This is a genomic window from Arthrobacter gyeryongensis (genome assembly GCF_039543785.1).
GTDB lineage: Bacteria > Actinomycetota > Actinomycetes > Actinomycetales > Micrococcaceae > Arthrobacter > Arthrobacter gyeryongensis.
On record NZ_BAABKK010000024.1, the window covers coordinates 53,307 to 74,280 of the forward strand.

Consider the following 20,974-nt stretch of genomic DNA (forward strand, 5'->3'; position numbering starts at 1 on the left):
GGTGGAAATTTCTCCTCAATGATTGCGCGGGCCGGACCTGGCGCCACGAACCACGGGCCGATTCGGCTCAGGTTAGGCGGGCGTCCAGCCAGTCATGCATAAACTATGTGCGGCAGCCAGTTTATGCTTTCGGCGCCTGCACATCTAATGCGGGCACCCGGGTTCGGCCTGCCTGCGATGGAAGCTCGTCCAGACAACCAGGAGGACCCTTGTCTACAAGGCCGCGGGACAACCGTGAAGCCAAACGGCGCATCAGGCAGATGGAGGCCAAGCGCGAGCTTCGGCGTGCACAGGGCAAGCGCCGGCGCCGGGACAATGTGATCGCCGTCGGCGTGGGCGCCGCCGCCCTGATTACCGCCGTCGTGCTCCAACTCACGGTGTTCAACTCGAACCCGAGCGAATCGGAGTTCGCAGCGGCGCAGGCCGGGCTGAGTTCGCCGTCTGCCTCCGCGAACCCATCCGCTTCCGCCGCAGCAACAGGCTCGAATAGTGCCGGCATTCCCAAAGCCGACACAGCCGCGGGTAAGACATTCACTGGCCAGCTCAGCCTCAATGGAGGGGCCGTCGGCGTCGAACTGAACGGCACAACGGCTCCGCAGGCCGCAGCCGTGTTCAAATCCCTCACTGACGCGAGTTACTACAGCGGGCTCAAGTGCCCTCGACTGACCACCGCGGACAACTTCTCGCTACTGCAGTGCGGAGCCAAGGGAACGGACACCACCGACGACCCCAACTTCCACTGGGGACCACTGGAGAACACCCCCGCCAACAACACCTACCCGGCCGGAACCATCGCTGTGGCCAGGACGGGCAACAACGCCTACGGGAACGGGCACCAATTCTTCATCGTGTACAAGGACACGGTCATTCCCCCGGACTCCGCCGGCGGGTACACGGTGGTCGGCAAGGTGACGAGCGGCATGGATGTGGTGACGAAGATCGCCCAAGCCGGTATTAATCCGGGTAGCAGCGCCACCGACGGCGCCCCTGTGGCACCTGTCACGATAGACTCGTTTTCTCTGAAGTAACCAGCCCGGACCACGGTCCACGGCGCATTACCTTAGTAATCCCTCCAAGCGAAAGACTTTTAGCGGTGACAGACAGTCAGAAATCCGACGAAACTGCAGTAGTGGCCAACGACGAAGAAACCCAGGCTCCCGTAGCTGAGCAAGCCGGCGGCGAGCCTGCTGCTCCGGCAGAGCCCGCTGCCCCGGCTGAGCCCGCCGCGGTAGAACCCGCAGCTCCGGCAGAGCCTGCTGCTCCGGTAGCCGACGCGGCAGAACCCGCTGCCCCGGCAGCAGCCCCGGCAGAGCCCGCCGCCAAGCCTGCTTCTCCGGCGCCACGACCGGCCCCCTCGCATGCGCCTTCTCCCTCGGCATTTGCTGCCCGCCCGAAAGCTTCAGCCAGCGTCATTCCGGCGGCGCCGGCAGCCCAGCCTACGGCGGTGTCCCTGGCGGAAGCCGCCAAGTGGGGGCGCGCCGAGGGTGATGGCCACGTCTTCCTGACCATCGACGGCGAAGAGCAGCCGGTGGGACAGTACCCGGGAGTGAGCACCGACGAGGCGCTGGCATACTTCGCCCGGAAGTACGACGACGTGGTTGCGCAGATCGTTTTGATGGAACACCGCGTCGAGTCCAAGGCCCCGGCCACGGACATGCAGAAGACGGTCGAGCACCTGCGCGAGCAGCTGGCCGAGCGCAACATGGTGGGAGACATCCGCACTGCGGAAGCCCGTCTGGATGCCCTCGCCGGACAGATTTCCGAACTGGAAAAGTCCGAGAAGGCCGCGCACGACGCCGCACGCTCCGCGGAACTCGCGGCACGCGAGGCGATTGTTGCCGAAGCAGAATCCATCGCGTCCCAGGATCCGTCCCAGGTCCAGTGGAAGACGTCCAGCGCCCGCATGAACGAACTCTTCGAGAGCTGGAAAACAGCCCAGAAGAACGGCATCCGGCTTGGACGAAGCAACGAGGACGCATTGTGGAAGCGGTTCCGCTCGGCTCGTACCGTTTTTGACCGCCACCGCCGGGCCTATTTCTCGCAATTGGACAGCACCAACTCGGCCGCCAAGGTCGCCAAGGAACAACTGATCGTCGAGGCCGAAGCACTCTCCAGTTCCACGGACTGGGGTTTCGCGGCGGGCGAATACCGCCGGCTCATGGACCAGTGGAAGGCTACGCCCCGCGCCAGCCGCAAGGACGACGACGCCCTCTGGCTCCGGTTCCGTGCCGCGCAGGATGTCTTCTTCAGCAACCGCCAGGCTGCCAACGACGAGATCGACCAGCAGTACACAGCGAACCTTTCCGTCAAGGAAGAACTCGTTGTCGAGGCCCAGGCCCTGCTGCCGATCACGGACCTCAATGCTGCCAAGAAGGCTCTGCAGTCCATCCGCGACCGCTGGGAAGAAGCCGGAAAGGTCCCCCGCGCCGACATGGGCAGGATCGAAGCCGGCCTGCGCAAGGTTGAGGATGCCGTCCGCGAAGCCGAAGAGGATAAGTGGCGCCGGAGCAACCCGGAGACCAAGGCCCGTACCAACAGCGCCCTGTCGCAACTGGAGGCGGCCATCGCCGGCCTGAGGGAAGACCTGGAAAAGGCAGAAAAGGCCGGAGACCAGCGCCGCATCAAGAATGCACGTGAGGCCCTGGAGGCCCGCGAGGCCTGGCTTGACCAGATCCAGCGCTCCGCGAGTGATCTCGCCTAGCAGCACAGCTTGAACCAACAGGCCCCGTCCCGGTTATCCACATAACCAGGCCGGGGCCTGTTTCTGTTGCGGCGGCCACGCGATGATTGCTGAATGGCCCCAGGACTCCCGCCCCCGCAACAACAGGACTTCCTTTCCCAGGAGCTGTACGCGCCTAGCCCGATGTTCACGTGGGCAGAGCTTCAATCGATGGCCGCGGACGGGGTCCTCAGCCCTCTGTACGAGAAGAGCTTCACTCCTCCCGGGCTGGATGTCACGCCGAGACTCCGCGCCCGCGCGGCCGCCCTGGTGGTCCCGGATCGTATTCGCAGGAAGGTCATTGCGGGCCGCATGACGGCGGCATGGATCTACGGTTGCGCGGATGCCCCTGAGAGGCTTTCGCTCCTGGTGGACGCCAAACACCGCATATCGAGCCTGCGCTCGGCCCGCGGCTGCATTCTGCACGAAGTCCGCTTGGGCCAACTGGACGTGGTCAGCATCGGCGGGCTGCTCGTGACAAGTCCCCTGCGGACGGCCGTGGATGTGGCCCTGCACGTCGAAGCCAGCAGGGCCGTGCCCGCGCTGCGAATGATGCTCTCCCAGGGCGAGTTGGGCGTGCGGTTGCGGCTCTTGACCCTCGCGGTGGAGGCATCCGCGAGGGTGCCCCACAAAAAGGCTGCTTTGCGCAAGCTCGCCGCCCTGGCTCCGACCGCCGACGCGCGGCCGGCCGCTGTATTCCCACCGGAGGCGGCCGCCTGAGTTGTGCTACGGCTCAGCTCCTCCTGCGGTTGCCCGTGGTCCTGTAGACATCGAAGACGCCGTCGATCCTGCGCACGGCACTGAGCACGTGGTGCAGGTACTTCGGATCGCCCATTTCGAAAGCGAAGCGGGAGATGGCCACCCTGTCGCTGGAGGTGTGCACAGAAGCAGCGAGGATGTTGACGTGGTTTTCCGACAGCACGCGGGTGACGTCCGAGAGCAACGACTTCCGGTCCAGTGCTTCCACCTGGATTTCAACCAGGAAGACGCTGGACTGGGTCGGAGCCCATTCAACCTCGACGATGCGATCGGGCTGGTCACGGAGATCCGAGACATTCGTACAGTCCGTGCGGTGTACCGACACGCCCGAGCCCCGCGTCACGAATCCGAGGATCGGATCAGGCGGCACAGGCGTGCAGCAACGGGCCAGCTTCACCCAGACGTCCCCTACACCCCGGACGATGACTCCGGAGTCCGAGTACCGGGTCTTCTGGAGTTGCGAGGGAATACTGACTTCGTCCAGGTCCTCGTCGGGCGTCTCATGACCGCCAAGGTGCTCCATGAGCTTTTCCATGACGGACTGAGCCGAAGTATGACCATCGCCCACACCGGCATACAGGCCGGAAATGTCGACGTAATGGAATTCCTCCGCCACCGTGGACAGGGCGTCATGCGTCATGAGCCGTTGCAGGGGCAGGTTCTGCTTACGCATGGCCCGCGTCAGCTGGTCCTTGCCGCGCTCGATGGCCTCTTCGCGGCGTTCCTTGCTGAACCATTGCCGGATCTTGTTGCGTGCCCGGGCGCTCTTGACGAAGTGCTGCCAGTCCTGGCTCGGTCCAGCGCCCTCGGCCTTGGAGGTGAAGATCTCCACCCAGTCGCCGTGGTTGAGCTCGCTGTTGAGCGGAACCAGCTTGCCGTTGACACGTGCACCGATGGTCCGGTGACCCACTTCGGTGTGCACCGCGTAAGCGAAGTCCACCGGCGTCGATCCTGCGGGAAGGGCCATGACCTCGCCCTTGGGGGTGAAGACGAACACTTCCCGGGCATTGATCTCAAAACGCAGCGAGTCCAGGAATTCGCCCGGATCCGACGTTTCCTGCTGCCAGTCGACCAAGGAACGCAACCATCCCATGTCGCCGTCCTTGGGACTCCCCGGGCCTACAGCGGTGCGGTTTGGCTGGTCCTTGTACTTCCAGTGCGCCGCCACGCCATACTCGGCCCGGCGGTGCATTTCGTGGGTACGGATCTGGATCTCGACGGGCTTGCCCCCGGGGCCGATGACGGTAGTGTGCAAGGACTGGTACATGTTGAACTTCGGCATGGCGATGTAGTCCTTGAACCGCCCCGGCAGGGGGTTCCAGCGCGAATGCAAGGTGCCAAGGGCCGCGTAACAGTCACGGACGGAGTCCACCAGGACGCGCACGCCCATGAGGTCGTTGATGTCGTCGAAGTCCTTGTCCCGGACGATCATCTTCTGGTAGATCGAGTAGTAATGCTTGGGGCGTCCCGTGATGGTGGCCTTGATGCGGGCGACGCGCAGGTCTTCGGCAATCTGGTTGCGGATGACGCTCAGGCTCTTCTCGCGCTCCGGAGTGCGGTCCCCCACCATCCGGACGATCTCTTCATACACCTTGGGGTACAGGGCGGCGAAGGAGAGATCCTCGAGTTCCCATTTGATGGTGTTCATGCCGAGGCGGTGGGCCAGCGGCGCAAAGATCTCAAGCGTTTCGCGTGCTTTGCGTGCGGATGATTCGGCGGAAACGAAGCGCCACGTACGGGCATTGTGCAGCCGGTCCGCGAGCTTGATCATTAGCACCCGGATGTCCTTGGCCATGGCCACAACCATCTTGCGGACAGTCTCGGACTGTGCGGCCTCACCGAATTGGACCTTGTCCAGCTTGGTGACGCCGTCCACGAGCATCGCGACCTCCGGGCCGAAATCGCGCGTCAGGTCAGCGAGGGTGTAGGGAGTGTCCTCCACTGTGTCGTGCAGGAGTGCAGCGGCCAGGGTTGTGCCGGTGAGCCCCAATTCAGCCAGGATCGTGGCCACTGCCACGGGGTGGGTGATGTACGGATCGCCGCTCTTCCGCTTCTGCCCCTGGTGGCTGCGCTCGGCTATGGTGAAGGCCCGCTGGATGAGATCGAGGTCTTCCTTGGGGTTGTTTGCCCTGACGGTCCGAAGGAGCGGCTCGAGGATGGGCGAATAGGTGCTCGTGCCCCGTCCAGTCAATTTCGCCAGCCTGGAGCGCGTCCGCTCGCGCCGTCCGGGGAACGTCGGGCGCACGCCCGGGCTGTCCACGGGCACACCATCCACGGTGCTTCCCGTAGCTGCAGTTGCGGTGCCGGGCACGCGGCTCAGGCCGTCCTCTCCGCCCGCCGGCAGCGCCGACGTCGTACGTTCCTCCACAAAAGCACCTCTCACGACTGACTTAATTCTCCCAGTCTATTCCCGCCGGTGACCTGTCCAAGAACCGGTACCCAGATGACGGAGCCGGGAACGGAAAGGGCCGGCCACCGCTTTTCAGCGGTGGCCGGCCCTTCAAGAGGAAACCAGGCTAAACGGCGGCGGCTTCCGAGTTCGCGCTGGCAGCTGCCGCGCGTCGGGTAGCTACCTTCTTGGCCTGCTTCTGCAGCTCTGGTTCGCTCTGGCGCAGCCAGGCGTAGAGCGGAGCCGCGATGAAGATCGTGGCCGCGGTACCGATCAGGATGCCGACGAACAACGCGAGGGACAGGTCGCGCAGCGTGCCGGCGCCAAGCAGTCCGGCGCCGATGAAGAGAATCGCGGCGACGGGCAAGACGGCCACCATCATGGTGTTGATGGAGCGTACCAGGGTCTGGTTGACGGCGAGGTTGACCTCTTCGGCGAAAGTGCGCCGGCTGGAGGTGGTGATGTCCGAGGTGTTTTCACGGATCTTGTCGAAAACCACCACGGTGTCATAAAGCGAGTAGCTGAGAACCGTCAGGAATCCGATGATGGCCGACGGCGTCACCTCGAAGTCGCTCAAGGAGTAGATACCGGCCGTGCAGAACATCGTGACCAGCATGCCCGCAAGGGCAGAAACCGACATCTTCCAGGTACGGAAGTACAAAGCCATCAAAAGAGCGGCCAGGCCTACGAACACCGCGAGGCCGATCAGCGCCTGCTTGGTGACATCCTGCCCCCAGGTGGGGCCGATGAAGGTCGAGGTGACCTGGTTTTCGGTGACGCCGTAGGCCTTTGCGAGATCCGTTTTGATCTTGATGGTCTGGTCATCGCTGAGTTTGTCGGTCTGGATACGCATGGTGCTGCCGGCAACGTTGGCGACGCGCGGAACGGCACCGGAAACGACGTCGTGGACTGCCTTTTCGCCCGGCGCGGAATCGGTGGTCTTCACGTTGGACACCGTGAACTCGGAACCGCCCCTGAAGTCGATTCCGAGGTTGTAGCCGCCCTTGACCACCGGCAGGAGAACGGAGATCGCCACCGCCACTGCGGCGATGATGAACCAGATCTTCTTGCTGGATACGAAGTTGTAAGAGCGCTTGCCCGTGTAGAGCTCGTTACCGAACTTTGCGAAGCTCGTGGTCATTACTTTTCCTCCTTGGTGCTGTTGGAAGAACCAGCCAGCTGAGCTTGCTTCTCGGCAAGGCGACGCTCGGCGATGGTCATACGGCGCTCGGCCTCCGCAGCAGCACCGGTGTTGCGGGCGCGAACGACGGCGGGCTTCTCCGTCGGCGTGCGGAGCCTACCGGCACCGCGGTACAGCGGCACGGCGCCCAGGCGCTCAGGGTCGAGGCCGGAGAAGCGGTGACCTTCCCCGAAGAACTTGGTCCGGGACAGCACCTGGAGTGTGGGGTGCGTGAACATGAACACGACCAAGAGGTCGGCCAACGCGGTGAGGCCAAGGGTGAAGGCGAAGCCGCGGACGTTTCCAACAGCGACGAAGTACAGCACCAAAGCAGCAAGCAGGTTGACGGCCTTGGACGCGAGCACCGTGCGCTTGGCGCGCTTCCAACCATTCGCGACGGCGGAAACGAGGCCCTTGCCCTCACGAAGTTCATCGCGGATGCGTTCGAAGTACACGATGAAGGAGTCGGCTGTTTGACCAATGGCCACGATGAGACCTGCCACACCGGCCAGCGACAGCCGGTAGTTTTCAGTCCAGCCAAGGATTGCGATGGCGAGGTATGTCAGTCCACCGGCCACAACGAGCGAGAGGATGGTGACAAAGCCCAAAGCCCGGTACTGGAAGAGCGAATAGACCACCACGAGCAGGAGCCCGATCACACCGGCCATCAGGCCAAGACGGAGCTGCTCGCCACCGAGGGTGGCGGAAATCTGTTCCTCGGACTGGATATCGAAGCTGATGGGCAAAGCGCCGTAGCGAAGCTGGTCCGACAAAGCCTGCGCGGAAGCTTGCGTGAAGTTACCGGTGATCTGCGGCTTGCCGTCGGTGATGACGGCGAGGGCACGAGGCGCGGAAATGACCTGGTCATCCAGGACGATGGCGAACTGGGCCTTGGGGTCGTTGCCGCCCTGTGCCTGCGATGCCACGTAGAACTGGTTGAGCCTCTGGGTAACGTCCTTGAAGGTCTTCGTGGCGTTGGAATCGAAGGTGATCGTCACGCCCCACGCATTGGTGACCGAGCCCTGTGCGCCCTGGACGGGATCGAAGGAGGACGAAACGATGTCCTGGCCCTTCACCTCGACCGGGCCAAGGATGTACTTGACGGCAGGAGTCTTGGCCGTTGCCGGTTCGCAGGTCACCAGCGGCTTGGCGGGATCCGACCGCGGCTGCTTGTCCTGGGCCGGATTGACGCAGTCCAGCGCTTCGAAGGCCTTGTAGACGTCCGCTGTCACCCAGTTGCTGTCGCTGGCGTTGGCCGGGGCAGCCGTTGGCTTCGGCAGGCTTGCGTCAGGTGTCCGTGATGCGACCGGGACGGCCGCAGGGTCGCCCGTGGTGATCACCGGGCGGAAGTTCATGTCGGCAGATGCCTGGATCAGTGCGCGGGTTTCCGAACTTGGCGTGCCTGGGAGGCTCACCACGACGTTGCGGCCGGACTGCGTGGTGATTTCCGCTTCGGCGACACCGGAGCTGTCAACGCGTTGGCGGATAATCGCGACGGCCTGGTTCAACTGTTCTTCGTTGATGCCCGTGGATCCTTCGACCTTGGGCGCGAGAATCATTTGCGTGCCGCCCTCGAGGTCAAGCGCGAGCTTTGGGGCCCAGCTGGCGTGACCTGTGATGACACCGCCACCGAGGACTGCTGTCAGTACAGCGAATATTGCGACAAGCCAGATCAGCACCCTGCGGGCTGCATTTTTGTGGCCGGTACGTGCCATGTTCGATCTTCCTGTTGATGACGGAACAGCCGCCGACGTGCACTTGTGAGCGCAGGCCGGCGGCGATTCATTGCCGTAGAACTATTCCCGCTTGTAGAGCGGGTACGGGCTAGTTGTCCTTCTTGCCCTCGTCGTTGAGGCGCTTGAGGGTTTCGTCCGGGGTCTCCGCGGATGCCGATGCATCGGCGTCCGCGGCCGTCAGCGACGACGCGTCGTCCGGAACGTCAACTGCGGCCTCCTCGACGGGCTCAACGATCTTGGTAACGGCCTGGCGGTGCACGGTGGCGAGGTTGCCAGGAGACAGTTCAAGGACAACCTTGTTCTCAGCGTCGTCCATCGAGACGATTCGGCCGAACAGTCCGAAACTGGTCATGACGTCAACGCCGGGGGCAAACTGGGACTGCAGCTTGGCCTGCTGTTGCTGCGTCTTCTTGTTGCGGCGGAACATCATGAAGATGAAGACGCCGAGCATGGCGAACAGCAGGATTGTCATTGGATCCACAGGGAAGTTCCGTTCTTTACTTACGTTTTTGGTTTCACGGCCATGTCTGCCCGGTGGATCCGGCAGCCGTGGAGCTTTCGCCCACCTGGCCGCACAATGCTCCGACGGGCGGGCACAGAACCAAGGACTCGAACGTGCCGAGTGTCATACCAGTCTAGAGGGTTAAGCTGAATGGATCGTGCTATCGGCCGGTGTCGATGCTTTCCGCCCCGTTTTCGCTGTCTTCGAACAACGCGAGCGGGTCCTGCCCGAACACTCCTGGCGGAACCGCATAGCCAAGGTGGGTCCAGGCGGACGCCATGGCAATCCTGCCGCGCGGCGTCCGTCCCAGAAGGCCTTCGCGCACCAGGTACGGCTCAGCGACAGTCTCGACCGTCTCGGGTTCTTCCCCGACGGCGATCGCGAGGGTGGAGAGCCCCACGGGGCCACCGTTGAACTTGAGGATCAGCGCCTCCAATACGGCACGGTCCAGGCGATCCAAGCCACGCTCATCCACCTCATACATGTCCAGCGCAGCGGAGGCGGCACGGGCATCGATCTGCTCGATGCCGTGGACCAAAGCCCAGTCCCGGACACGGCGCAGCAGCCGGTTGGCGATACGAGGAGTTCCACGGGAGCGGCCCGCGATCTCGCTGAACCCGGCCGAGTTGACCTTCAGGTCAAGCAATCCGGCCGAGCGACGCAGCACCAATTCAAGCTCCGCTACGGAATAGAACTCCAAGTGCCCGGTGAAACCAAAGCGGTCACGCAGCGGACCAGGCAAGAGCCCGGCCCGCGTGGTGGCGCCAACGAGGGTGAATGGCGGCAGCTCAAGCGGAATGGCAGTGGCGCCCGCGCCCTTGCCCACCACGATGTCCACCCGGAAGTCTTCCATCGCCATGTACAGCATTTCCTCGGCGGGCCGGGACATCCGGTGGATTTCGTCGAGGAAGAGCACTTCCCCCTCCGAAAGCGAGGAGAGGATGGCCGCGAGGTCTCCGGCGTGCTGGATGGCCGGCCCGCTGCTGATGCGCAAGGGAGCGTTCATCTCGGCGGCGATGATCATGGAGAGCGTGGTCTTCCCCAGTCCCGGAGGCCCCGAAAGCAGGACATGGTCCGCGCTGCGGCCACGCATCCTTGAGGCCTCCAGCACGAGCGAGAGTTGCTTGCGGACGCGGTGCTGGCCTACGAAGTCGTGGAGGTTCTTCGGGCGCAGTGCGGCCTCGATGATGCGCTCTTCGGGTTCCTCTCCCCCGGTAACGAGGGACTGCTCAGCCACGGCTGCCTACCCGGTTTCCAGCGCGTGCGCCGTCCTGCCCCAGCCAGCGAAGGGTTGCACGCAGGATCTGGGCCACGTTGCCGGCGTCGGCAAGTTCCGGGGAATCGGCCATTGCCTTGTCGATACTGCCGGCGGCGTCCTTCTCCGACCAGCCGAGGCTGGTCATTGCGGCCACCACCTGCGGCTTCCAGACCGACTCGGCCGCGACGGCGGGTGCGGCCCCCGGAGCGGTGCCGTGAGGAACGAGTTTGCCCGCAAGCTCCAGGACGATCCTGCCGGCCACCTTCGGCCCGATGCCGGGGACCTTGGTGAATGACTTTGCGTCACCGGAATGGGCGGCCACCCGGATGGCTTCGGGCTCATGGACGGCCAGGACCGCGAGGGCCAGGCGCGGACCCACCCCGCTCACGCTGAGAAGGACATCGAATACTTCGCGCTCGTCATCGTTCGAGAATCCAAAGAGCGTCAGGGAGTCCTCCCGGACGATCAACGAAGTGAACAGCTTCGCTTCCTCGCCGACATGCAGGTGGCTGAGGGTTTGGGGCGTGGCGTAGACGCTCATACCGGCACCGTTGAGATCGATGACGGCCGTGGAGAGACTGACGTGTGCCACGGTTCCGCGGAGAAAACTGATCAAGACCCGGCTCCTGAAGTACTGCCCCGTGCATGCTGCGCCGCGGGCTATCCGAACATATCTACGAATACCCTAGCAAGGGCCAGCGACATTTACCGGCCGCGGCGCGCTTTCGCTTCGGCTTCAGCCCAGGCCCGCTGGGCGGGTGTCAATGCACTGCTCCCTGGTCCGGTGGTGGCAACCGCGGCACCGCTGCCGGCCCGCCACGCATGCGTGACGGCGAGGGCCAACGCGTCCGCGGCGTCGGCCGGGCGCGGCGGGGCGTCAAGACGAAGGATCTTGGTGATGAGTTTTGTCACCGCTTCTTTGTTGGAGGTGCCGCTACCCGTGACGGCAGCTTTGACCTCCGACGGCGTGTGGAGCGCCACCGGGATGCCGCGCCGCGCAGCGGCCGCAATGACCACGCCGGAGGCCTGGGCGACGCCCATGACGGTACTGACGTTCAACTGGGAGAAGACCCGTTCGACCGCGAGAACGTCGGGTTTGTACAGGTCCAGCCATTCGTCGATGGCCTTGGCGATGACCAGCAATCGCTGGTCCAATGATTGTTCCGGGGAGGTTCCCACGACGCAGACGGCGACCATGGTGGCGCGTCGGTTCCGTTCGACGTCGACCACTCCGATGCCGCAACGGGTGAGGCCCGGATCGACTCCCAATACGCGAAGAGTCAAGTCCGGGCCTCCCTGTTTGTTATGAAGCTGTGTTGCAAGTGGGCGCTACTCGGCTTCGAGCGCAGCCTGGACTTCCTCGCTCATGTCCGCGTTGGTGTACACGTTCTGGACGTCGTCGAGATCCTCAAGGGCGTCGACGAGCTTCATGAACTTCTTGGCACCGTCGAGGTCCAGCGGCACCTGCATGGACGGGACGAACTCAGCTTCGTCCGTCTCGTATTCGATGCCGGCTTCCTTGAGGGCTTCGCGGATGGCCTGGAGATCGGTGGGCTCCGAGTGGATTTCCCAGTTCTCGCCGTTGTCCTTGACTTCCTCGGCCCCGGCGTCGAGCACTGCCATCAGGATGTCGTCTTCGCTGAGTCCGTTCTTGGGCAGGTTGACGACGCCCTTGCGAGTAAAGAGGTAGCTCACTGAGCCGGGGTCGGCAATGGTCCCGCCGTTGCGCGAGATTGCAAGCCGGACCTCCGAAGCGGCACGGTTCTTGTTGTCCGTGAGGCACTCGATGAGAAGGGCCGAACCCTGCGGGCCGCGGGCTTCATACATGATCTCCGTGTAGTCGACAACCTCGCCGGTCAGGCCGGCTCCGCGCTTGATGGCGCGGTCGATGTTGTCGGCGGGGACCGATGTCTTCTTCGCTTTGGTGACAGCCAGTTCCAGGCTGGGGTTGCCGGCGAGGTCCGGTCCGCCCATGCGGGCCGCGACTTCGATGTTCTTGATCAGTTTGGCGAACGACTTGGCCCGGCGGCTATCGAGGATGGCCTTCTTGTGCTTGGTCGTCGCCCATTTGGAGTGGCCTGACATGCTTTAAACTTCCCCTCTGATCATTCGAATAAACAATTCATGCACGCGCTTCTCCCCAGTCACTTCCGGGTGGAAGGAGGTGGCCAGCAACCGACCTGAGCGCACTGCAACAATTCTAGCCAACCCGTGCAAAGTGTCCGTGTGGGTGGCCTTTCCAGGTTCCACCTGGGCAAGGATTTCGACGCCGGGACCAACGCGTTCCACCCACGGTCCACGGATGAAGACGGCGTGGACGGGGTCGACGCCGGATTCGCCGGCGCTGAACTCAAGGCCTTTGAAGTCAAGGTCGGTTTCGAAAGACTCGCGCTGCCGGCCGAAGGCGTTGCGACGGACCGTGATGTCCAATCCACCGAAGGTCTGCTGTGGATTCCCGGCGAGGTCCGTGGCGGGATCGGCGATGTCGTCCGCCAGCAGGATCATGCCGGCGCAGGATCCATAGACCGGCAGGCCGGACGCAATCTGCTTGCGGATGGGATCGGCGAGTTCAAAGATGCGCGCTAGCTTGTCGATGGTTGTCGACTCGCCGCCCGGAATGATGAGGCCGTCAATGTCATCGAGTTCCGCCGGACGCCGGATGCCGACGCCGGTGGCACCGGCCGCTTCGACGGCGTGGATGTGCTCACGAAAATCGCCTTGTAGTGCGAGGACGCCGATGCGCAGGCCCGAGCCCACGCTTGATGACGCCTCGGAAGGGGGATTGGTCATTCGACCATCATAATGCGCTGCCACTGCCGGGCCCGCCCCGGGAATCCGATGGCAGGCTTACGGCACGTGGTTTATGCACCAACTGGGATATATTACAGAGCATGTTTTCGTTCACCGTTCCACTCGGCAAGCTGGTCCGTGCTGTGTCCCGGCTGCGCGGCGGGGGTTCGGCTTTGCCCGGCCTCGTGGTCGAGAAAATCGACCCAGGTTTCATGCAAAGGACGCTGTCCTCGCTCCCCCATGGCGTGGCGGTGGTGAGCGGAACCAACGGCAAGACCACCACGACCAAAATGGTGGTGGAGCTCTTGGAAAGCCAGGGCCTGAAGGTCTTCACCAACCGGACAGGCAGCAACTTCACCCGCGGCGTCGCAGCTGCACTCCTCGGTGAAGTGGACTGGCGCGGCAGGCTGGACGCCGACGTCGCGGTCCTGGAACTCGACGAAGCACATGCCGTGCACTTCGTGAACAAAGTACCGCCGCGCTACTGCCTCCTCCTCAACGTCCTGCGCGACCAACTGGACCGTTTCGGCGAAATCGACGCCACCGCGATGCTTCTCCAGCGCATCGCCGAGCGAACCACCGGCACCGTGGTCCTGAACCGCGAGGACCCCCGGGTCGCTCGCATCGCCGGAGCCCTTAGCGGCCCCGAGGTGCTGTACTTCGGATTGGACGAATCGCTCCGGAGCACCTTCCCGAACGACGACGACATGCGGACCGCGGCTCAGGGAACCAGCCCCCGCGGTGACGTTTCCGACTCCCCGGCGGCCGACGTCGTGCTCCGCCGCGTCGGTACCGATGACGCCGACTTTGAGTTCGACGGAACCCGCGTGGCCACACACATGAAACTCCGCGGCGTCTACAACATCTTCAATGCCGCTGCCGCATTGGTGCTCGCCAGGAGCATCACCGGGGCAAGCGGAAGGCCCGGCGATGCCGCCAAACTGGTCAAGGCACTCTCGGAGGTGGCTCCGGCCTTTGGCCGCGGGGAGAGCCTGACGGTGGATGGCCAGCCCCTCGAGTTGGTCCTGGTAAAGAACCCGAGTGGTTTCCGCCTGGGCCTGAAGTCATTCCCGGCGAAGGGCTACGCGTCCATGATCGCCATCAACGACAACTATGCCGACGGCCGTGACATGTCGTGGCTCTGGGACGTGGAATTCGATTCCCTGCGCGAGGACGGCGTCGAGGTTCTGACCGGTGTCCGTGCCTACGACATGGCGCTGCGCCTCCAGTACGACGAGGTGCGTTTCGGTTCAGTGGACACGGACATCACCGCGGCGTTGGCTGAATTCATCCGGGGTTCGGCGGGCAAGCCAAAACGCGTGTTCTGCACCTACACCGCGATGTTGGCCATCCGGCGCGAACTCTCCAAAATCACCACAGTAGAGGTGGTCTCATGACCCCGGCCGAAGATACCGCCGTTCACGCCAGCAAGGGCACCATCCGGGTCCTCCAGCTGTATCCCCGTGACATGAACATCTACGGCGACTGGGGCAATGCTCTCGTCCTGCGGCAGCGCTTGCTCTGGCATGGATACACACCTGAGCTCCTTGAATACAACGTGGGCGACGACTTCCCCGAAGATGTCGATCTCATTGTGGGCGGCGGTGGCCAGGACAGCGGCCAGATAGTCATCCAGGACGATCTCCAGTCACGAGGCGAACAACTCCGCGAGATGGCCGAGGACGGAACGCCGATGCTGGTTATTTGCGGGCTTTACCAGCTCTTCGGCAAGTTCTTCAAGACGAAGAGCGGCCCTGTTATTCCCGGTATCGGTATCCTTGACGTCGAGACGGTCGGCACCGATGAACGCCTTATCGGAAACGTCACCCTGACCTCACCCGAGTTCGGCGAAATCATGGGCTACGAAAACCACAGCGGACAGACTTCCCTGGGTCCCGGCGTCGAGCCCCTCGGCACCGTGTCCAAGGGTGCCGGCAACAACAGCAAAGACAACCATGAAGGCGCCAGGCACCGGAATGTGGTTGCCAGCTATCTGCACGGTTCCTTGTTGCCCAAGAATCCGGCCATCGCCGACTTCCTGATCCGGACCGCCGTCGAACGCAAGTACGGTACTTTCGTTCCCGGGACGCCCGACGACGGCTATGCGCGCCGCGCGCGCGAGAATGCGGCGCGGCGGCCGCGCTAACCCGGGGAAAAGCGTTGTGGGCGGAGGCCCTGCATGAAAGGGTTGCTTCATGACGAACCCTCTCTTGGAGCCGAGTACCCTTCCCTTCGGATTGCCGCCCTTCGCAACGATCCAGGACAGCCACTACGCAGAAGCCGTGGACGCGGGCCTCGCTGAGCACCTGGCCGAGATCCAGTCCATCGTGGACAATCCGGAGCCTGCGTCCTTCGAAAACACGGCGGTTGCGATGGAACGCTCCGGCCGCCTGTTGGAGCGGGCAGCGGCCTCCTTCTTCACACTGGTTTCTGCCGATGCCTCTGAGTCCATCCGCGAACTCGAAACCGAGCTGTCTCCCCGTTTCGCGAGCCATCAGGACACGGTCTACCTCAACCGCGGACTGTACGAGCGTTTCGCAGCCATAGACACCTCAGGACTTGACGATGAATCCATCCGGCTGGTGCAGGAATACCTCCGGGAATTCCGACAGTCCGGGATCCAAATTGACCCGGCTGACCAGGAAAAGCTCAAGAGCCTCAATGCGGAGCTCTCCCGTTTGGGAACGGAGTACGGGCAACGCGTCAAGGAAGCCATGAAGGCCGCCGCGCTTGTGGTGGATGACGCCACCGAACTTGCCGGCCTGCCGGCGGACGACATCGCCAGCGCCGCCGAGGCAGCACGCTCTGCCGGACACGAGGGGAAATACCTCCTGACCCTCATTCAACCGAGCAACCAACCTGCTTTGGCTTCTTTGCAGAATCGTGAGCTCCGGCGCCGCCTCTATGAGGCGTCCATTGCGAGGGGCAGCGACGGCGGCAGCCTGGACGTCATGGAGCTGGCGAAGGCGATGGTGCGTTTGAGGGCCGAGAAGGCGACACTTCTCGGGTTCGGCAACTACGCCGAACTGGTCATGGACCGCCAGACCGCCCCCGATTTCGCGTCCGTCCAGGCGATGCTGAACCGGCTTGCTCCTGCCGCCATCCGCAATGCCGACGCCGAAGCGGGCGCCTTGGCGGAGAGCGCGGGGCACCCGCTGGAAGCCTGGGACTGGGCGTACTACTCCTCGAAGGTCCGCCGGGAGCGGTACGAGGTGGACGAACAGCTGCTACGGCCCTATTTCGAATTGGACCGGGTATTGGTGGACGGCGTGTTCTTCGCAGCCGCGAGCCTCTTCGGTATTACTTTCCACGAGCGGAAGGACCTTGGGGGATACCACCCCGACGTCCGCGTCTGGGAGGTGCGGAACGAGGACGGCTCCGAGCTTGGCCTTTTCCTGGGCGACTACTACGCGCGGGACTCGAAGCGTGGCGGCGCGTGGATGAACTCGCTCCTTGAACAATCAGCGCTCCTGGGTACCAAGGCGGTGGTGATCAACAACCTGAACATCTCCAAACCTCCGGCCGGGGAACCCACCTTGCTCACCCTGGACGAAGTCAGGACCACGTTCCACGAGTTCGGCCATGCCTTGCACGGACTCTTCTCCAACGTCACGTATCCACGATTCTCCGGAACCTCGGTCCCCCGGGACTTCGTTGAGTATCCGTCACAGGTCAACGAGATGTGGATCATGTGGCCCGAGATCATCGGCAACTATGCGCGCCACTACGCCACCGGCGAGCCGCTCCCCCAGGACATCATCGATCGCCTTAACGAGTCCAAGCTCTGGGGCGAAGGTTTCGCCACCACCGAATACCTCGGTGCCGCCCTTTTGGACCTGGCCTGGCACGTGCTGGACGTCGACGGAGTTCCCCAGGATGCGCAGGATTTCGAAGCCAAGGCATTGGCTGCGGCAGGCGTGGCGCACTCCCTCATTCCGCCCCGGTACCGCACGGGGTACTTCCAACACATCTTCGCGGGTGACTTCTACGCAGCCGGGTACTACTCGTACATCTGGAGTGAAGTGCTCGACGCGGAAACGGTGGACTGGTTCACGGAAAACGGCGGCTTGCTGCGCCGGAACGGTGAACGGTTTCGCTCGGAACTGCTCTCCCGCGGAAACAGCCGGGATCCGCTGGAATCCTTCCGCACGCTCCGGGGCCGCGAAGCCTCCCTCGAGCCCCTCCTGAAGCGCCGCGGACTGGAGTAGCCTGCCTGGCCCAACTAGCTCGCAGTTGTTGTCGCTTTGGAGCCTCATAACGACAACAACTGCGAGTCAGCGGGGTTAACGCGCGACGGCGGCCGGTCACCGAAGAAGGTGACCGGCCGCCGTCGTACTTACAGCCGCACAAGGCGTCGGACGGTGTGATCCGGCAGCCTGCGTAAAAGGGCCCCCGCCCCTAGCCGCTGCAAAGCCGCGGCAGCGAGTCGCGGGGAATAGCAGGCCGAGGATCAGCGCCGTCCGGCGCACCAATGGAGCGCGGGGATCAGCGCCGTCCGGCGCGCCAACGGAGCGCCGGCTTAACTAAGACCTACCAGCCGCGCTCGGCGAGGCGGTGCGGCTCGGGGATTTCCTCGACGTTGATGCCGACCATCGCTTCGCCCAGACCGCGGGAGACCTTGGCGATGACGTCGGGGTCGTCGAAGAAGGTGGTGGCCTTCACGACGGCGGCGGCACGCTGGGCCGGGTTGCCGGACTTGAAGATGCCCGAACCGACGAACACGCCGTCCGCGCCGAGCTGCATCATCATGGCAGCGTCGGCCGGGGTGGCGATGCCGCCGGCGGTGAAGAGGACGACAGGGAGCTTGCCGGTCGCGGCGACTTCCTTGACGAGTTCGTACGGGGCCTGAAGTTCCTTGGCGGCGACGTAGAGCTCATCCTCGGGAAGCGTGGAGAGGCGGAGGATCTCGGCGCGGATCTGGCGCATGTGGGTGGTGGCGTTGGAGACGTCGCCGGTGCCAGCCTCGCCCTTGGAGCGGATCATGGCCGCGCCCTCGTTGATGCGGCGCAGAGCTTCGCCGAGGTTGGTGGCACCGCAGACGAAGGGAACGGTGAAGTTCCACTTGTCGATGTGGTGGGTGTAGTCGGCCGGGGTCAGAACCTCGGACTCGTCGATGTAGTCCACGCCGAGAGACTGAAGGACCTGTGCCTCGACGAAGTGGCCGATACGGGCCTTGGCCATGACGGGGATGGACACGGCGGCGATAATCGCGTCGATCATGTCCGGGTCCGACATGCGGGACACGCCGCCCTGGGCGCGGATGTCGGCGGGAACGCGCTCGAGCGCCATCACGGCCACGGCACCGGCATCTTCGGCGATGCGGGCCTGCTCGACGTTGACGACGTCCATGATGACGCCGCCCTTGAGCATCTCGGCCATGCCGCGCTTGACGCGGTTGCTGCCCGTAACGCTGGCTGCGGACGAACCGGCTTCGTTGCTTACATCAGGTGTAGACACAAAAACCCCTATGGGTAGATAGAAGACCTTGGCCGGGGCGCAGGCGGACAGGGGCCACACACAGCGCGCACCGGATTTCCAGGTCACATTGACCAAGTAACTTCAATACTAGTCCCCTGCGCTGTGCCCGTCGTACTTGATTACCAGCCTCGGCCACCCGGTCCTGCCGGCACCGGCGGGGCGAAGGCGCGGGAATCTGTCTTCGGCAATTGTGAGTGCAGCACCGGCCCGGTCGCTGAGGCGATCCGGATTCATTGGGAGCTCAGCACCTGATATTTGGGACGTGTTTTCCTTGTTTCGCTTTTCGCGACGCCGATTGGCACGCGGGGGCCTTAAATGTCAGACCCCCGTGACAGGGTTTATTCATGGAAGGCATCGGTCAACTCGTGGCACGTCGGGCAGCCCCGCCCGAGGTCGGGATCGCGTCGTTGGGACGTCTTTCCCGCCGCCTGAAGCCCGTCCCCGCCCGGCACGCCCAGTTCCAAAACCCGGCCCGGCTCCAAAACCCTTCCCAGCTCCTAAACCCTGCCACCGCGCCGTCCCCCGCGGGTGGCCTTGACCTGGCGGTCGCGGCGATGGATGCACTGCGCTCAACCGCCGTCGCCGACGCCCGCTCGTTCGGTTTCCCCGAGGCCGCTGATTTCGCCGGCACGGTCGAAGAGATCTCCCGGACGGTCGAGTTCTTACAGCTCGTCGCGGCCCGGGCCGTGGAACGGACCCGCAGCGAAGCCCAGGCCTCCCGGCAGCCGTCCCCGGCGGCGGGCTGGCGGACCGGCTGGACCGAATCCACCGCCACCGCAGCGGACGCGGGAACTGAAGCCGACACCGCAACAGCCGCGGACGCCGCGGGGGCAACCGCGGCCGGCTCAGAAGGTTATGCGGCCGGCCTTGCGGCAGCGCCCGGCCTCACGGCAGCCGCCGCCGCGGCCGACGACGGGTACCGGAACGCCGCCGAATTCCTGCGCGCCAGGCTGCGGATCGGCATTGGCGAGGCCAGGCGCCGGCTCGCCCTGGCCTCCGGGGTGCTCCCGCAGACCGGGATCGCCGGGCAGGACGTCCCCGCACGGCACGAAGTCCTCGCCGCGGCCCTTGCCTCGGCGGCCCTGCCCTCCCGCTCGGCCACGATCATCAGCACGGCCCTGGACCAGGTACGCCACCTCGCCGACGCGGACACCGCCGGGCAGATGGAACACGCCCTGACCCGCACCGCGGTTCAGAGCGATCCGGATTTCGTCTCCCGGATGGCCAGGCGCTGGGTCGATGCCATCGACCAGGACGGTCCCGAACCCGGCGAGGAAGAACTGCGCCACCGCCAGGGAGCGTTCATCCGCCAACCCCGCCGCGGCCTGCACCACCTGGAAATCTTCGCCACCGCCGAACAATTCGAAACCCTCGCCACCGCCATGAACACCGCCACCAACCCCCGCCTCCAGCACACCACCGACAACGACGCAGCTGATGGCGGCGCAGCTGACGGCGGCGCAGCTGACGACGGCGCAGCTGACGACGGCGGCGCGCACCCCGCCCTGGACCGCCGCTCCCGGGCACAGAAACTCCTCGACGGGCTCACCGGCGCCTGCGCAGTGGCCCTCTCCACCGGCGAACTGCCCGCCAACGGCGGCCTCCGGCCCCAGGTAATGGTCACCATCGACTACCGAGACCTCCTCGACCGCGTCGAACACGTCAACCGCGTCAACCGCCTCGACCGCGAAACGCCCGGCGCCGCCGGCCCCCGCCCCGGCAGCGGCGCGTCCACCTTCCAGGGCCCGCTCCACCCCGCGGTCATCCGCAAGATCGCCTGCGACGCGGACATCATCCCCGTCCTGCTCGGCAGCGATAGCCGCGTCCTGGACATCGGCCGCACCACCCGCATCTTCCCGCCCCACATCCGCAAAGCCATCATCGCCCGCGACCAAGGCTGCGCCTTCCCCGACTGCACCATCCCCGCACCCTGGTGCGAAGCCCACCACATCACCTACTGGTCCAACGGCGGCACCACAGGAACCGACAACGGCACCCTCCTGTGCAGCCACCACCACCACGTCATCCACAAAGAACACTGGACCATCACCCTGGACACCGGCACGGCATGGTTCAAACCACCGCCCCACGTCGACCCCCGCCAAACACCCCGACGCAACCACCACTTCAGACCCACCCGGACATAAACCTGCCCTGACAGGA

17 protein-coding genes are annotated in these 20,974 nt (G+C 64.3%); 7 read left to right on the top strand and 10 right to left on the bottom strand.

Going from position 1 to position 20,974, the window contains the following annotated elements:
* Positions 1-260 precede the first annotated feature (260 nt).
* The 3 genes from ABEA18_RS16000 (at position 261) to ABEA18_RS16010 (ending at position 3,439) form a co-directional block, all read left to right on the top strand.
* A complete protein-coding gene (locus ABEA18_RS16000) occupies positions 261-1,028 on the top strand; it encodes a peptidylprolyl isomerase (RefSeq protein WP_425550548.1) in 768 nt (255 codons plus the stop codon).
* A gap of 65 nt (positions 1,029-1,093) precedes the next feature.
* Entirely contained in the window at positions 1,094-2,701 is a 1,608-nt protein-coding gene (locus ABEA18_RS16005; RefSeq protein ID WP_345450649.1) for a DUF349 domain-containing protein, read from the top strand.
* Between the two features lie 93 nt (positions 2,702-2,794).
* A complete protein-coding gene (locus ABEA18_RS16010; RefSeq protein WP_345450651.1) occupies positions 2,795-3,439 on the top strand; it encodes a type IV toxin-antitoxin system AbiEi family antitoxin in 645 nt (214 codons plus the stop codon).
* Positions 3,440-3,452: 13 nt separating this feature from the next.
* Here ABEA18_RS16010 and ABEA18_RS16015 read toward each other — a convergent pair whose 3' ends face one another.
* The 9 genes from ABEA18_RS16015 to pdxT all read right to left on the bottom strand — a co-directional run bounded on the left by ABEA18_RS16015 (position 3,453) and on the right by pdxT (position 13,333).
* Positions 3,453-5,846: a RelA/SpoT family protein gene (locus tag ABEA18_RS16015; RefSeq protein WP_345450653.1), complete on the bottom strand. Its 2,394-nt coding sequence runs from the start codon at positions 5,844-5,846 to the stop codon at positions 3,453-3,455.
* Between the two features lie 148 nt (positions 5,847-5,994).
* The gene (gene secF / locus ABEA18_RS16020; RefSeq protein WP_345450655.1) at positions 5,995-7,008 is read right to left on the bottom strand and encodes a protein translocase subunit SecF; all 1,014 of its coding nucleotides are present in this window, start codon (positions 7,006-7,008) and stop codon (positions 5,995-5,997) included.
* Positions 7,008-8,762 (bottom strand): protein translocase subunit SecD, encoded by a 1,755-nt coding sequence (gene secD, locus ABEA18_RS16025; protein WP_345450656.1) that lies wholly within the window; start codon positions 8,760-8,762, stop codon positions 7,008-7,010. Before secD ends, secF begins: the two co-directional genes overlap by 1 nt.
* 109 nt (positions 8,763-8,871) lie before the next feature.
* The gene (gene yajC, locus ABEA18_RS16030; RefSeq protein WP_345451195.1) at positions 8,872-9,255 is read right to left on the bottom strand and encodes a preprotein translocase subunit YajC; all 384 of its coding nucleotides are present in this window, start codon (positions 9,253-9,255) and stop codon (positions 8,872-8,874) included.
* A 190-nt stretch (positions 9,256-9,445) separates the two neighbouring features.
* A complete protein-coding gene (ruvB, locus tag ABEA18_RS16035; protein ID WP_345450658.1) occupies positions 9,446-10,522 on the bottom strand; it encodes a Holliday junction branch migration DNA helicase RuvB in 1,077 nt (358 codons plus the stop codon).
* Positions 10,515-11,159 carry a Holliday junction branch migration protein RuvA gene (gene ruvA, locus ABEA18_RS16040; protein ID WP_284754937.1) on the bottom strand — a complete coding sequence of 215 codons (645 nt, stop codon included), beginning with the start codon at positions 11,157-11,159 and terminating at the stop codon, positions 10,515-10,517. Before ruvA ends, ruvB begins: the two co-directional genes overlap by 8 nt.
* A gap of 89 nt (positions 11,160-11,248) precedes the next feature.
* The gene (ruvC, locus tag ABEA18_RS16045) at positions 11,249-11,827 is read right to left on the bottom strand and encodes a crossover junction endodeoxyribonuclease RuvC (protein WP_236810689.1); all 579 of its coding nucleotides are present in this window, start codon (positions 11,825-11,827) and stop codon (positions 11,249-11,251) included.
* A 45-nt stretch (positions 11,828-11,872) separates the two neighbouring features.
* Positions 11,873-12,628, bottom strand: coding sequence for a YebC/PmpR family DNA-binding transcriptional regulator (locus ABEA18_RS16050; RefSeq protein ID WP_234754258.1), 756 nt, complete (start codon positions 12,626-12,628; stop codon positions 11,873-11,875).
* Positions 12,629-12,631: 3 nt separating this feature from the next.
* Positions 12,632-13,333: a pyridoxal 5'-phosphate synthase glutaminase subunit PdxT gene (gene pdxT / locus ABEA18_RS16055; protein WP_236810687.1), complete on the bottom strand. Its 702-nt coding sequence runs from the start codon at positions 13,331-13,333 to the stop codon at positions 12,632-12,634.
* Positions 13,334-13,434: 101 nt separating this feature from the next.
* Here pdxT and ABEA18_RS16060 point away from each other — a divergent pair, with 101 nt between their 5' ends.
* From ABEA18_RS16060 to ABEA18_RS16070, 3 genes are read left to right on the top strand one after another with little or no spacing between them, the layout of a single operon-like run.
* Positions 13,435-14,730, top strand: coding sequence for a Mur ligase family protein (locus ABEA18_RS16060; RefSeq protein WP_345450663.1), 1,296 nt, complete (start codon positions 13,435-13,437; stop codon positions 14,728-14,730).
* A complete protein-coding gene (locus tag ABEA18_RS16065) occupies positions 14,727-15,479 on the top strand; it encodes a type 1 glutamine amidotransferase (RefSeq protein ID WP_345450665.1) in 753 nt (250 codons plus the stop codon). The genes ABEA18_RS16060 and ABEA18_RS16065 overlap by 4 nt, the downstream gene beginning before the upstream one ends.
* 49 nt (positions 15,480-15,528) lie before the next feature.
* Positions 15,529-17,541 (top strand): M3 family metallopeptidase, encoded by a 2,013-nt coding sequence (locus tag ABEA18_RS16070; RefSeq protein WP_345450667.1) that lies wholly within the window; start codon positions 15,529-15,531, stop codon positions 17,539-17,541.
* A 322-nt stretch (positions 17,542-17,863) separates the two neighbouring features.
* Here the strand turns inward: ABEA18_RS16070 and pdxS are convergent, their stop codons facing one another.
* Positions 17,864-18,790 carry a pyridoxal 5'-phosphate synthase lyase subunit PdxS gene (gene pdxS, locus ABEA18_RS16075; RefSeq protein WP_284982234.1) on the bottom strand — a complete coding sequence of 309 codons (927 nt, stop codon included), beginning with the start codon at positions 18,788-18,790 and terminating at the stop codon, positions 17,864-17,866.
* 365 nt (positions 18,791-19,155) lie between these two features.
* Between pdxS and ABEA18_RS16080 the strand changes: the two genes are divergently transcribed.
* Positions 19,156-20,958 carry a DUF222 domain-containing protein gene (locus tag ABEA18_RS16080; RefSeq protein ID WP_345450669.1) on the top strand — a complete coding sequence of 601 codons (1,803 nt, stop codon included), beginning with the start codon at positions 19,156-19,158 and terminating at the stop codon, positions 20,956-20,958.
* The last annotated feature ends 16 nt before the right edge of the window (positions 20,959-20,974 follow it).

Coding starts and splice junctions, on each gene's coding strand:
- ABEA18_RS16000 (WP_425550548.1), top strand. CDS start 261: ATGGAGGCCAAGCGCGAGCTTCGGCGTGCACAGGGCAAGCGCCGGCGC.
- ABEA18_RS16010 (WP_345450651.1), top strand. CDS start 2,795: ATGGCCCCAGGACTCCCGCCCCCGCAACAACAGGACTTCCTTTCCCAG.
- secF (WP_345450655.1), bottom strand. CDS start 7,008: ATGACCACGAGCTTCGCAAAGTTCGGTAACGAGCTCTACACGGGCAAG.
- secD (WP_345450656.1), bottom strand. CDS start 8,762: ATGGCACGTACCGGCCACAAAAATGCAGCCCGCAGGGTGCTGATCTGG.
- yajC (WP_345451195.1), bottom strand. CDS start 9,255: ATGACAATCCTGCTGTTCGCCATGCTCGGCGTCTTCATCTTCATGATG.
- ABEA18_RS16050 (WP_234754258.1), bottom strand. CDS start 12,628: ATGTCAGGCCACTCCAAATGGGCGACGACCAAGCACAAGAAGGCCATC.
- pdxT (WP_236810687.1), bottom strand. CDS start 13,333: ATGACCAATCCCCCTTCCGAGGCGTCATCAAGCGTGGGCTCGGGCCTG.
- ABEA18_RS16060 (WP_345450663.1), top strand. CDS start 13,435: ATGTTTTCGTTCACCGTTCCACTCGGCAAGCTGGTCCGTGCTGTGTCC.
- ABEA18_RS16065 (WP_345450665.1), top strand. CDS start 14,727: ATGACCCCGGCCGAAGATACCGCCGTTCACGCCAGCAAGGGCACCATC.
- ABEA18_RS16070 (WP_345450667.1), top strand. CDS start 15,529: ATGACGAACCCTCTCTTGGAGCCGAGTACCCTTCCCTTCGGATTGCCG.
- ABEA18_RS16080 (WP_345450669.1), top strand. CDS start 19,156: ATGGAAGGCATCGGTCAACTCGTGGCACGTCGGGCAGCCCCGCCCGAG.